Below are 13,091 nucleotides of genomic sequence, written 5' to 3'. Positions count from 1 at the left end.
AGACTTCAAAGTCTCTGAAGTTGGAGCAGCGCTGAAATACGTTCTTCGTATTTCAGCGCTATTCTTTAAGGTATTCATCCAATGCCTATTTTGTAGACTGCTTTTGAGATTCATAATGCCGCACTATGCAGCCCCATCTAGCTACTTACAATAAATCGATTATTTTTCAAACCACAGGACTAGGCCCTAAGTATGTCATGTTCTCTTAAACCCAACCCATTTCTGCAGATTTAGCTAAGACATCAGCAGATAAAAAGCATCACAAAAATAAATACTCTCTATTTATTTACAGCTTTTTTTGTTATTTGGTCGGTGAAATCATGTATTCACGCCGCAATTTGTTTTACACTAAGCCCTATTAAAATTATGTATTTTTTAAATCACCTCTACTTTTTCTCCTTAAGTACTGATTCGAAAAAACATAATCATGCCTTTGAAAATTCGCGTGGCCAATAACTGTAATGAATCAATCCGTCCATAATGCCATGGAAGATCTTCCACAAATCCGTGTTATGGATGAGTGGCATGACTCCATCCCCGAGGATTTATATATTCCTCCAGCCGCATTTGAAATTCTTTTAGAGCATTTTGAAGGACCACTCGACTTTCTGATTTACCTGATTCAAAAAAATGGCTTCGACTTATTACAGTTAGATATTGCTCCGATTGCAGCGCAATACCTGTCTTATATGGATGCCATGAAGTCGCTTAACATTGAGCTGACAGCAGACTATATGGTGATGGCCGCACTCTTAGCTGATTTAAAGTCACGTTTGCTGTTGCCAAAAGCACCCAATACAATCCAAATTGAAAAAGATCCAAAACAAGAGCTGATTGACCGTTTAGAAACTTATCTCCGTATTAAACAAGCGGCTGAACGCTTGGGGCAAATGCCTATATTAGAGCGAGACACCTTCTCAACCAATGTCAGCTTAGGCCAAACTCTAGACAATAATGACGGTCATGATGTGCAACAGCTGCGTGATGCACTGTTCTGCGTGTTTAACCGACCTGAGCCGATCACCCATCAAATTGCACAAGAACCAGTTTTACTTGAAGAACGCATGGCTTTTATTGAAAGCAAAGTCGCTTCAGGTGAAGTTTTAGTTTTTGAATCTTTGCTGCGTCCCATCCAAGGTCGCATGGGCATGGTCGTGACGTTTATGGCCATTTTAGAGTTAACTCGTCAGCAACGTATTCAAATTGTGAGTTCAGGTGTTGAAGCACCGCTTTCGATACAAGGAGTCAAAAAATAATGTTAGAACAAACCACTCCTGTAACGAATGAAGACAACTTGCATGAAGTATTGATGCAGTTAGAAGCGATTATTTTTGCCAGTGATGCGCCTGTTTCACTTGCGCGATTGAAAGAATCGTTCCAAAATCAATATAGCAAACAAGATTTACGCCAGTTTTTACAACAACTTGCCATGTTACAACATGGTCGTTCGATTGAACTGATTGAAACTGCTCAAGGTTTTCGTTTTCAAGTTCGAGCAAAATACCGTCAAATTGTTGCACAAACATGGCCAGAGCGACCAACTCGTCTCTCGCCATCGCTACTCGAAATGTTGGCCGTGGTTGCCTATCATCAACCCGTCACTCGAGCAGATATAGAACAAATTCGAGGAGTCTCAAATAACAGTCAACTGTTACGAACGTTATTTGATTGGAACTGGATTAAAGAATCTGGTTTTCGTGAACTCCCAGGAAGACCTGCGTTGTTAGTTACGACGCCCCAATTTTTAAATGCATTTGGCCTAAATTCTTTAGGTCAGTTGCCTCCCCTGCAGGATGCCAAGGAAGCTTTTATGGCGCTCGATGCGAATGCACCGAAGTCGTAAATAGGTGAACTGTTGATGATAATTTCTAAGGTTATGCTGTCATGAGTGAAAAGTTGCAAAAGGTACTCGCACGAGTTGGTTTGGGTTCTCGCCGTTATATGGAAGAAGTCATTGCCGCTGGTCGTGTGAGTGTCAACGGCCAAGTTGCCCAAGTAGGCGAACGTATTGAACCAGGTGATGAGCTTCGCATCGATGGTCGTAAAGTATCGTTCCAAATTGAAGATGAAATTCGTCGTCGTGTTCTGATTTACTATAAACCAGAAGGCGAAATTTGTTCACGTAACGACCCTGAGTCACGTCCAACGGTATTTGATCAATTACCTGCAATCGCGAATGATCGCTGGGTGATGGTGGGTCGTCTGGATATTAACTCAACAGGTCTACTATTGTTCACAAATGATGGTGAACTCGCGAATCGCTTGATGCACCCATCAAATGAAGTTGAACGTGAATATGCTGTACGTGTTATGGGTGAAGTGACGCCTCAAATTAAGAACAACATGCTCAAAGGTGTGGTGTTAGATGATGGCCCAGCGAAGTTTGAGTCATTCTCTGAAATTGGCGGTGAAGGGATTAACCGTTGGTATCAAGTGGTGGTAAAAGAAGGTCGTAACCGCGAAGTACGTCGTATTTTTGAATCGCAAGGTTTAAAAGTCAGCCGTCTACTCCGTACACGTTATGGCACGGTTATTTTACCGCGTGAATTACGTACGGGTCGTTGGATGGAGTTGGACAAAAACGACATCGACAACTTAACCAAAGCGGTTGAGCTAAAGCCGCGCCAAGGCACTGGTTTATACGGCATGGCAAAACGTCGTACTGAACGTATGCAAGAAAAACCAATGGCTGCGCGTCGTGGTGGTTTCTTACGTCAACAGCGCCGTGACAATGAAGATGAAGGCCAACAACAAGTGAAGCCAGCCTTCAATCGTGAACGCCGTGAAAATCCAAATGGACATAGCCAGCGTCGTCAGGACAATGCACAAACAGGTTATGGCCAACGTGAACCACGCCAAAACTCAGGCTATGCACAACGTGACAGCCGTCCAGAGAACTTTGGCAACAAAGGCACCTATGGTCAACGCGACGCACGTGATGAAAATGCGCCACGTAAACCTTTTGGAAATAAAGGCTTTAAGAAGTTTTAATTTTTAAAGTCAAAATTTGAGCCACTTTCGAGTGGCTCTTTTTATATGTATTTACGCTGCACAATAAGCCTTCTTTCTGTGCTAGATCAGAAAAAAGCTGCAAGCTCCTCATAAAAAACGCCCAACCTATTGAGCGTTTTTATTCTCCCGCCAACAGCCACCACCCATTCATGACACACTTTGTGGAATAGCACTGAGTAAGCGTTTGGTATATTCATGCTGTGGAGACTGGTACAAGTCATCCGAATTGGCTATTTCCACCAAATCACCATGGTTCATGACCATGATTTGATCTGAAATATATTTCACCACTGATAAATCATGTGAAATAAAGATATAACTCAGTCCAAATTCATCCTGTAAATCTTGCAGCAAATTCAGTACTTGAGCTTGTACCGAAACATCCAAGGCCGAAACCGACTCATCACAAATCAAAACCTCAGGTTTTAAGGTTAAGCAGCGGGCAATGGCAATACGTTGACGCTGTCCGCCTGAAAACTCATGTGGATAACGATAAAAAGCCTGTACAGGTAAGCTCACGCGTTCCAACAAGTCCAAAGCCATCTGTTTGCGTTCAGCATCATTCGCCCCGATCCCATGCACTTGCATCGGCTCCATCAAAATCTGCCCGATGGTAAAACGTGGATTGAGTGATGCATAGGGGTTTTGGAAAATGATTTGAATCTTGCGTTGATACCGAGCAAACTCTTTTTCTGACATGGCCAAAATATCTTGGCCTTCAAACAGCACTTTTCCTCCTGTCGCCTCCTGTAAACGCATCAGCAATAATCCGATGGTCGTTTTCCCCGAACCAGACTCACCAACCAAGCCCAAAGTCTTGCCTTTTGCCAGTTGGAAACTCACACCTTTGACCGCTTGAAACTCCTCTTTGCCGAATAACCCTTTACGACTATAAAATGACTTTTTAAGGTCACGCACATCTAAAATGATCTCTTCTTGGCCAGTTAAGCCGCGAGATCTTTGTTGAAGTGACTCGACATCGATGCTATGCGTTTCAATATAGTCATCACCCTTTTGCTGCATGAAATCACTGATCATGGGCAAACGCATGGGACGTTTGGACAATTGTGGACGGCAGTGTAACAACGCTTTTGTATAGACATCTTGAGGGCATTCAAGCACATCTTTAACCCTGCCTTGTTCACGAATTTGACCATGCCGCATTACGATTACCTGATCGGCAATTTCCCCGACCAAAGCCAAATCATGGGTAATAAACAGCATCGACATTTGATGCTTCTTCCGCAACGACTCCAGCAAATCTAAAATTTGCTTTTGAATGGTGACATCCAGCGCTGTTGTCGGTTCATCAGCAATCAATAGTTTGGGTTTACACGCAATTGCCATAGCAATCATGACGCGCTGCTGCTGCCCACCCGACAACTGCCCCGGATAAGCATCAATCTTGGTTTCAGGAGATGGAATCCCAACTTCTATCAAGAGTTCCAAAGCACGTACACGCGCCTGCTTACGACTCATGCCCAAATGTAACTGCAAAATTTCTGCAATTTGTGAACCTACCGTAAACACAGGATTCAGTGATGACATCGGCTCTTGAAAAATCATGGCAATATCTTTACCGCACTTTTTCCGCATTTCACGGCGTGGTAAATCGAGTAGGTTTTGCCCCTCAAACAGAATTTTACTGTCCGAAGCAATTTGACTGCTTTCAGGAGATAGTAGTCCCATAGTCGCTAGCGATGTGACCGACTTCCCACTGCCTGACTCCCCAACCAAGGCCACAGTGGTATTCACTGGAATACTAAAACTGATGCCTTTGACCGTTTCAATGTACTGCTTTTCTTCATTTTTAAAGCTGACACGCAAGTTTTCCACCTGAAGTAAGGCTGGCGCTGTCATATGATTAAGTTCAGACATTCTCATGCTCCTATTTCAGTTTCGGGTCTAATGCATCTCGCAGTGCATCGGTAAACATTGAAAATGCAGTGACCAGAACCGCCATTGCTACCGAAGCGGCCGCTAACTGCCACCACTTGCCTAAAATCAACTCACTTTGAGCCTCATTCAGCATACTCCCCCATGACACCACACCAACAGGGACACCAAAACCTAAGAAGCTCAAAATCACTTCTGACTTAATAAAGGCCACCACTAAAATTGACATTTGAACCAGTGCAATATGACTAACATTGGGAAATATATGCACAAAGATGCGTCGGCTATGACTCACTCCAATCGCTTTTGCCGCCAGCACATATTCCCGCGAAGTATGCTTCATATATTCGGCACGAATTAAACGATATACTCCCGTCCACCCCGTTAAACCCAAAATCAAAACAATGGATAAAACGCCTTTTTGTTGTAGTACTGCGGCAATCGCTAAAACCAAGAGCAAATAAGGAATCGAAGTAAAAATGTTATAAAACCAGTTCAAAACATCATCGACCCAGCCACCAAAGTAGCCCGAAATGGCACCTAAAACCGTGCCAATCACGACAGCAAGAAAAGCTGCGACTAAGCCAACAATAATTGATGTTTCTGCACCTTTAATGGTTTTCAGTAAAACACTTTGTCCCCATTTGTCGGCACCTAAAATCAGGCTTTGCTTTAGTTCCGCTTGCTGATCTAGTAAATGACCATCCAGCGCTTGGTCAATCTCTTTCATATCTTCGGCTAAAGGATCAACAACCCCATAGTAATCAATTGCCCCCCCCACACCCTGTTCAGCAGCAATTTCTGCGTTGAGCTCACGAATGACATCTTTTAAAGGATCAACAGGGTTTTCAGGAACAATCTCTTCAACCTTTTGCGCTTCACTTTGCGTAGCAGGTATCGCAGCAGCCCCCATAAACGTAGGTGGTGCATAACTTACAGCGACTTCTTTGTTCCAGTCTTTTGCAATTAAGCCAGTCGATGACAAAATTAAAAGTACAAAATAAAACAGTACGATTAGGAGTGAAAACATCGCGATTCGATCGCGTTTTAAACGGCGCATGGCGAGTTGCCATAGCCCTGTAGATGCTGTTGTAGGTTCAGCAGTATCTGGTTTTCTTTTAGTGAGAACACTGAGCATAATTCACCTACTTCAACTGTACACGTGGATCGACCCATTTATAAATCAAATCGGCAATCAAGTTGAAAAACATCGTTGCGAGAGCAACGTACACAGTAATGGCTTTAATCACAGGAAAATCACTACGCTCTACTGCAATAATTACTTCACGACCAATGCCCGGAATACCAAAGAAACGCTCAATCAAAAATGCACCAATCAGCAAAGCAGGTAAACTTGCCATCACGTCTGTAATAATTGGAATCGAGGCATTACGTAGCACATGCACACCTAAAATGCGCCGTTCGCCAATCCCTTTGGCACGTGCAGTACGAACATAGTCTTGATTGACTTCATCCAAAACAAAACTACGATACAACCTTAAAGTCGGGGCAATACTGACCACCAACATGATCAGAATAGGCAATAAAGCATACTTAAACAGGTTTTCACTAAAGCTATCGCTCCAGCCTTGGACTGGAAACCAGCTCAGCTGATAGGCAAAGACATACTGAAAAACAATGATATACACCAAGATACTGATCGACATGCCAATCGTACACAGCATCATCACCATACGATCCGTTAAACTGCCACGTACGGCTGCCACCGCCAAAGCCAAAATAATAGAAATAATAGTTTGTAAGATCGTCAGTGGAATGAGCAAAGTCAGTGAAGGCCCGAGTCGAGTCATGATGATTTGCGATACTGACTCTCCTGTACTCCAACTTAGCCCATAATCAGAAGTCAAAATCTGCTTAATGAAAATCCACAATTGCACATAATAGGGCTGATCGACCCCAAGCTGCTGTCGGATATTTTCAATCTGTTCAGGGTTCGACATTTTCCCTGCCAAAATATAGGCAGGGTCGCCACCAACCCAGTTAAACAAGAAGAAAATCAGCAACACCACCCCAAGCATGGTCGGGATCATTTGCCAAATTCGACGAATAATATATGCCAGCATAAAAATGCCCCTTATTTCACCCGTTGACCGGTAATTTCATCGAAAAAGGCTTTGTTATCAGGTTCACGACCCAAAAAGTCTTTGACCAATGCTTTGGCAGGTTTTTGACCACCTTGGGACAAAATGGTTTGACGATAGTGCTGTCCCACTTCAGGGTTATTTAAGTTATCACCAAAGGCTGAAAGCATGTCCAACGCCATCACTTCTGACCACATATAACCGTAATACCCTACTTGATAACCGCCCATGATATGACCAAACTGCCCCGGAAACTCGGTGGTTGGAACATAGCCCAAGGCCGTTGCGCCTTCCATTTTTTCCCAAACCTTTAAGGGCTGAACCTCTTGTGCATCACTGCCATGTAGCGCCATGTCATACTGCGCATACAACGTCTGACGAGCATAATGCAAACCACGCCCATAACTATGCACGGCATTGAGTTTGGCAATCAGCGCATCATCCACGCGTGGACAGTCAGGTTTACAGTAATCTGCCACCTTTGACAAAGTCTCTTTACGTCGTGCCCATTCTTCATACATTTGTGAAGGTGCTTCGACAAAGTCTCGCTCAACCGAAGTTCCTGACTGAGATGAAAAACGTGTGTTGGATAAAATGCCATGCAGCGCATGACCAAACTCATGTACAAAAGTTTCTAACTCATCGCTATTTAAACCATTGCGGTTAAAGTTAGTGACCAGTGCTGAAATCGGTTTGCGTCCAGTTAGGCTACTGCCGCCATAAACACCCCACACAGCAGCATGTCCATATTTACCTTTACGTGGAAATTTATCCATATATAAGCCGCCGAGCAGTTGCCCTGTTTTGGCATCGGTCACATCGTAATATTCCACTTCATCTTGCCAAACCTCGACTTTGGCAGGCTTAAACTTGATGCCATACAGGTTTTCAGAAATGGCAAATAGCCAGTCTTGAGAGGCTTGCGTTGGAAAATACTGACGTAGCTGTTCTTGGTCGACCTGATACTTGGCTTTACGTAATTTTTCACTCCAATATGCTTCGCTCCAACGCTCAATACTGGCTTGCTCAACAGGGATATTTAAACTTTGTGCTTTAAACTCACGTAGAGTTTGGACTTCCTTTTTCTCTAGGGGTGCTACGGTAGCATGTACCTCTGCCAAGAATTTATTCACGGTTTCAGGCGTTTTCGCCATCCGGCTTTGCAGTACCCATTCGGCATAACTGGACTTGCCAAATAGTTGTGCTAACTCATAACGTAGGTCCATGGCTTGCTTCAGCAGCGCCAGATTTTTCTCGCCACCACGTCGGGTAAATGCAATTTGATAACGCTTACGTGCGTCATCGTTATCTGCCAACTCCATAAAAGGACGATAATCGGGATACTCAAAACCGAGTAAATAATTACCTTTGTCATTTTTCTTTAAGCCGTCGATATAACTTTGTGGCAGGCCTTTTAGCTCATCAGAGGTAAATTCGAGTTTTTCAGGATTATCACGGACATTACGCGCATACTCTTGTTCAATTTTTGCCAGTTCATCAAAAATCGCTTTTAAGCGTGCTTGTTTATCTGCTGAAAGCTGTATCCCTGTTTTTTCAAAACCTTCCAAAATATCTTCACGGAACTTGGCTTCAATTGGATCAGCAATTTTTATTTTCTTAATTTGTTGATATAGCTTTGGATTCTGATAAACATCGGTTTGGAATTGGCTAATTTTAATTTCACAGTCTTCAGCCGCTTTACGCAGTGCTTCATCTGGGTCAACATTGCTATACAGACCAATCGGGCCGTAAAAATCTTCAAATGATGCAAAAATACGATCCCATTCAGCCAATACAGGCGCTGCTGCCGTTTCGTTTTTAAGGGGCTTATTTTCAAACGTTTTAAGTTGCTTTTTCACATCAGCAATTTTGGCATTACACATTGCAGGGATGTCTTTAGCTTGAAAGCTGGGTAATGTATGGCGCTGTGCTGTTTCCGCCAAAGCCATCTGACTCATCCCTAGGCCCAACATGCACAATGCAGTGAATTTAAAATGTTGCTTTTTCATCATGACTCCAGTTTTGTTTAATTTCTATTTCTTCAAATCAATATCGATATACATCCACTCTGCGGGCAGTATGGGATGCTTTTTAAAACCAATCACACGCGGTTGTGCCAAGATATTGCGGTAACGCGCGCCAATCACCTGTACAGGCATATACACTTCCAGCAGACGTGACATTTTGGCGTAGATTGCATCGCGCTCTGGGCTTGGTATCATCTTTTGGGCTTGTTCATATAGGCGGTCATATTCAGGAATTTTGGCGCAGCCATTGTTGGTGATTTTGATGTTCTTACCATAAAACAACTGCATAAAGTTATCTGCATCTGGGTAGTCTGCAATCCATGCCGATGTCTTAAACATGGTTTTACATTGTTTTTCTAATTTCAAAGCCTCAGCAAAAGGCATCGACTTGGTGGTCATTTTAATTTTGATACTGTCTAAGGTTTTCTTCCAAAACTCGGCCTGTTGTTGACTGCGTAAATTATTGCCCGAAAGCGTCATCTCAATCACCAAAGGTTTCCCATTCGGCTGAGTACGCCAACCATCCGCAGCTACTTTATAGTGATAACGATCTAACAATAAATTTGCCGCTTTGACTGAGTAAGGAATACTGCTTCGATAATTGGGATCATAGCCCACCACACCACTTGGAATCGGTGCTTGCAGTTTTTGCGCATCACCTTTTTGTAAAATATTGATGTAGTTATCGGCTGAAAAAGCCATTGCCATAGCGCGGCGCAGGGCAATTTTATCTTTACTTAAGCCACCGACCACTGGGTTTTGCATGTTCCAATAATGATAGTCAATCGAAGGATCGGTGATCCGTGACAGCTGTACGCCTTTTTTAACCAATTCCGGTTTTAGTTTTCCATCTTGCAAGGCTTGAACCGTCAACTCACCATCTAAGGCAAACAAATCCACTTCATCTTTAATAAAGGACAACCAGCGTGATTGACCCTCTTCCATTACCTGAATATCAATCTCCCCAATTTGTGGCATCTTTTTGCCTTGCATGGCTTTGACAATCTTTTGGTCATCAGGCGTACTGGCCTTAAAGTTCCAAACAAAACTTCGGAAATCAGGATTGGCCTTTAAAATAATCCGAGAACCTGGCGTCCAACGGCTGAGCATATATGGCCCCGTTCCTATTGGATGCCCCATCACAAAACCCGCTTTGTCACGATATTTTTCGATGACTTCCCGTGCAACTGCACCTGCAGGCTGATGCGCAAGCAACATTGGAAAGTTCTGATCAGGGCTGGTCAGGCGAATAACCAAGGTATAACGGTCTGGTGTTTGCAAGCCCGCGACAGATTGGTCGTAATTAAATTTCCCCGTTTTCTGCGCCTGTTTCTGCAAAGTGTCCATCCCTAAGATTCGCCCATCGAGCAGCCAACTGTTGGGTGAACGCAAACTCGGATCCAGTAAACGCTTAAAGGTATACACATAATCAGCCGAGGTCAGCTCACGCTTTTTACCTTTAAACACTGGGTCTGCAGCAAAATAAATCCCCTTTTGCAAACGAATGGTATAGGTCAATCCATCCGCGCTCACCTCGGGTAAAGCTACAGCTGTTCGTGGTACCAATTTCGCAGGTGAGGCCAAATAATCATAGGTAAACAAAGTTTCAAAAATCGAACCGTTGACATGCGCCGAGTACAAGTCATGCACGCCCGCAGGATCAAAGCCTGTTTCAGCCACAGGAAAAACATAACGTAAAACTTTTTTCGGGTCGGCAGGACTTTGCGCAAAACTGGAAACTGAACTACTCAGCAGAATGCTGCCTGCCAAAATTCCCAAACCCCATCGTTTCAATTTCTGATTTAGATCTCTCATTTTGTTCTACATCTCAATTATTTTTTTATGGGCTGAATATCCAAATACTGCCAATTGGTATTCATCATCGGATGTGCTTTAAAACCCTGAACTTGTGGATGTAACAACCAATTTCGAATACGACTGTTATGAATAATCCATGGATTATCGGCTTCAATTTGACGACTGAGTTTTTCATAAAATGGCAAACGCTGAGGTGGTGGGAGTGCCATTGCTTGTGTATAAAGTGCATCATAGGCTTTGGACTGGTAGCAACTGAGATTGCCCTGAGCCGAATTGGGCCCATACAGCAGCTGGGCAAAGTTTTCCCCTTCAGGATAATCGGCAATCCAAGCCCCACCCCAAATCATGTATTTACATTGCATCGCTGCTTTTAAATTGTCAGCAAAGTTACTCACCACAAAGTCAGCACGCAGACCAATCGCATCTAAATTTTTCTTCCACAGTTCAGATTGAATCACCGAACTGGAACTGTTTTCAGTCATAAACTTGAGCGTTAAAGGCTGACCATTCGGTAGTCGGCGATAACCATCTGCTCCCTTCTTATAACCGAAACGATCCAGTAATTTATTCGCCAAGAGCGGGTTATAGGCCACACTACTGCGATAATTCGGATTAAAGCCTTGTACCCCCTCAGGCACCAGCATCTCCGACTTCACCGCCTGCCCTTTATACAGTTGTTTAATGGCTTCTGCTTGGTTATAAGCCAGACTAATCGCACGTCTTAATGCAACTTTTTCAAGCCCAAAACCGCCTACTGTAGGGTCTTGCATATTAAACATGGTGTAGGTGATTTCAGCGTCTTTATTGGGGAAATGTTGAATACCTTGCTTGACCAGTTCAGGTTTGAGTTGATTACCATTTAAAGCCTGTGGTACCGCATTGGAAGTCAGTTTGTCAAAGTCGAGTTGTCCCGATTTGAACGCGAGCCAGCGAGATTGTTCTTCCTCAATAATACTGACGCTGACTTTGCCGATTTGCGGCATTTTTTTGCCTTGCATTTCTTTGACCAGACGGTTGTCCCAACTCGAACCTGTAGATTTAAAATTCCAAGTAAAACCACGATATTTCGGGTTGGCCACCAGTTCAATACGACTCCGCGGTACATATTTACTCAGTTGATAAGGTCCTGTCCCCACCGGATGCTGCGCGATTCGGTCCCCATAAAACTCCACCACTTCCCGCGCTGTTCCGCTAAATGTGGCATAAGCTAAGATATAGGGGAAATTATAGTCAGGACGGGTCAATGTGATTTGTAGTGTGTATTTATCGATGGCTTTTAAACCCGAAATCGCGGCATCGTAATTAAACTGACCTGTTTTCTTGGCTTGAGTAACAGCTGCATCGCCACCGACAATTTTGCCCTCAATAAATGAATAGGTCGGTGAGCGGTTTTTCGGATCCATAATCCGCATCATGGAATAAATATAATCCTGCGCGACCAACTCCCGCGGCTTGCCTTTGAAGGCCGCGTCATCGCTAAAATAAATCTTGGGCTGAATTTTAAAGATATAGACTTTGCCCTCTTGTTCTATTTTTGGCATCGACACTGCCGTATTTGGAACCAATTGAGCGGGGCGCGCCAAATAATCGTATTTTAAAAGTGGTTCAAAAATGGCTTGGGCAATACTACCACTATAAAAATTATAGGTTTTAACCGTATCAAAACCATCATCAGGCGCTTCATAAGCGATATTTAATACTTTGTTTGGATCTGCAGGCGACTTTGCATAGGCAGAAAAGCCAAAACCCATCGCAAGGGATAAAGCAGCAAGCTTCAGTTTTTTTGAATTCAAGTTCATACCTATACACATCTTTTTTTTAAGCAAGGTGATCTCATGCCATCCATGTTCAATGTCAGTGTTTTATTTTTCAGACAACACTGACAAAAATTTAAAACATAAACCCTTGTTTTATAAATTAAATTTTAATTATCAAAATTTAAAAAACGGTCATGGGCAAATATTCACCTCTGCAACAAAGCGAATATCATGCCACGCCTATTTTTTTATCATTCTAATTTAACATTTTGTAAGAAAAATATATGGATATTAATTAGTTATAAATGAGAGGTTCAACCCACATCGGAACATTTTGCCAATTAGTAGCTATTTTTAAATATTCAATTTAAATAAACTATTGCACAGATTTAATACACCAATGATTCAAATTCGAACATCTCAAGAAATACAAAAAATCAAATAAAACATCGTAAATATTTATTTATTAAAAATAAATA

Annotated in this window: 9 protein-coding genes; 3 read left to right on the top strand and 6 right to left on the bottom strand. The window is 42.9% G+C overall.

Annotated elements, in window-relative coordinates:
* Nucleotides 1-461: 461 nt before the first annotated feature.
* The 3 genes from WH214_RS03265 to rluB are packed head-to-tail and all read left to right on the top strand — an operon-like array spanning nt 462 to nt 2,991.
* On the top strand, nt 462-1,256 hold the full coding sequence (locus WH214_RS03265; protein ID WP_062034053.1) for a segregation and condensation protein A: 795 nt from the start codon (nt 462-464) through the stop codon (nt 1,254-1,256).
* Nucleotides 1,256-1,843, top strand: a complete 588-nt coding sequence (scpB, locus tag WH214_RS03260; protein ID WP_125274363.1) for an SMC-Scp complex subunit ScpB — start codon at nt 1,256-1,258, stop codon at nt 1,841-1,843. Before WH214_RS03265 ends, scpB begins: the two co-directional genes overlap by 1 nt.
* Before the next feature lie 41 nt (nt 1,844-1,884).
* Entirely contained in the window at nt 1,885-2,991 is a 1,107-nt protein-coding gene (rluB, locus tag WH214_RS03255; RefSeq protein ID WP_445206347.1) for a 23S rRNA pseudouridine(2605) synthase RluB, read from the top strand.
* A gap of 168 nt (nt 2,992-3,159) precedes the next feature.
* Here rluB and WH214_RS03250 read toward each other — a convergent pair whose 3' ends face one another.
* The 6 genes from WH214_RS03250 to WH214_RS03225 are packed head-to-tail and all read right to left on the bottom strand — an operon-like array spanning nt 3,160 to nt 12,660.
* The gene (locus tag WH214_RS03250) at nt 3,160-4,890 is read right to left on the bottom strand and encodes an ABC transporter ATP-binding protein (RefSeq protein WP_339422274.1); all 1,731 of its coding nucleotides are present in this window, start codon (nt 4,888-4,890) and stop codon (nt 3,160-3,162) included.
* 10 nt (nt 4,891-4,900) lie between these two features.
* Nucleotides 4,901-6,046: an ABC transporter permease gene (locus WH214_RS03245; RefSeq protein WP_339422273.1), complete on the bottom strand. Its 1,146-nt coding sequence runs from the start codon at nt 6,044-6,046 to the stop codon at nt 4,901-4,903.
* A gap of 7 nt (nt 6,047-6,053) precedes the next feature.
* The gene (locus tag WH214_RS03240; protein WP_339422272.1) at nt 6,054-6,992 is read right to left on the bottom strand and encodes an ABC transporter permease; all 939 of its coding nucleotides are present in this window, start codon (nt 6,990-6,992) and stop codon (nt 6,054-6,056) included.
* Nucleotides 6,993-7,003: 11 nt separating this feature from the next.
* Nucleotides 7,004-9,019, bottom strand: coding sequence for a M3 family metallopeptidase (locus WH214_RS03235; RefSeq protein ID WP_339422271.1), 2,016 nt, complete (start codon nt 9,017-9,019; stop codon nt 7,004-7,006).
* 24 nt (nt 9,020-9,043) lie between these two features.
* The gene (locus WH214_RS03230) at nt 9,044-10,852 is read right to left on the bottom strand and encodes an ABC transporter substrate-binding protein (RefSeq protein WP_339422270.1); all 1,809 of its coding nucleotides are present in this window, start codon (nt 10,850-10,852) and stop codon (nt 9,044-9,046) included.
* Between the two features lie 17 nt (nt 10,853-10,869).
* The gene (locus WH214_RS03225; RefSeq protein ID WP_339422971.1) at nt 10,870-12,660 is read right to left on the bottom strand and encodes an ABC transporter substrate-binding protein; all 1,791 of its coding nucleotides are present in this window, start codon (nt 12,658-12,660) and stop codon (nt 10,870-10,872) included.
* Between the last annotated feature and the right edge of the window lie 431 nt (nt 12,661-13,091).

The organism is Acinetobacter sp. MYb191 (assembly GCF_037572605.1).
GTDB classification, from domain to species: Bacteria; Pseudomonadota; Gammaproteobacteria; order Pseudomonadales; family Moraxellaceae; genus Acinetobacter; species Acinetobacter johnsonii.
The sequence above is the reverse complement of the archived record's forward strand: the minus strand, read 5'-3'. Positions and strand labels throughout refer to the sequence as shown.

Coding starts and splice junctions, on each gene's coding strand:
- WH214_RS03265 (WP_062034053.1), top strand. CDS start 462: ATGAATCAATCCGTCCATAATGCCATGGAAGATCTTCCACAAATCCGT.
- scpB (WP_125274363.1), top strand. CDS start 1,256: ATGTTAGAACAAACCACTCCTGTAACGAATGAAGACAACTTGCATGAA.
- rluB (WP_445206347.1), top strand. CDS start 1,885: ATGAGTGAAAAGTTGCAAAAGGTACTCGCACGAGTTGGTTTGGGTTCT.
- WH214_RS03250 (WP_339422274.1), bottom strand. CDS start 4,890: ATGTCTGAACTTAATCATATGACAGCGCCAGCCTTACTTCAGGTGGAA.
- WH214_RS03245 (WP_339422273.1), bottom strand. CDS start 6,046: ATGCTCAGTGTTCTCACTAAAAGAAAACCAGATACTGCTGAACCTACA.
- WH214_RS03240 (WP_339422272.1), bottom strand. CDS start 6,992: ATGCTGGCATATATTATTCGTCGAATTTGGCAAATGATCCCGACCATG.
- WH214_RS03235 (WP_339422271.1), bottom strand. CDS start 9,019: ATGAAAAAGCAACATTTTAAATTCACTGCATTGTGCATGTTGGGCCTA.
- WH214_RS03230 (WP_339422270.1), bottom strand. CDS start 10,852: ATGAGAGATCTAAATCAGAAATTGAAACGATGGGGTTTGGGAATTTTG.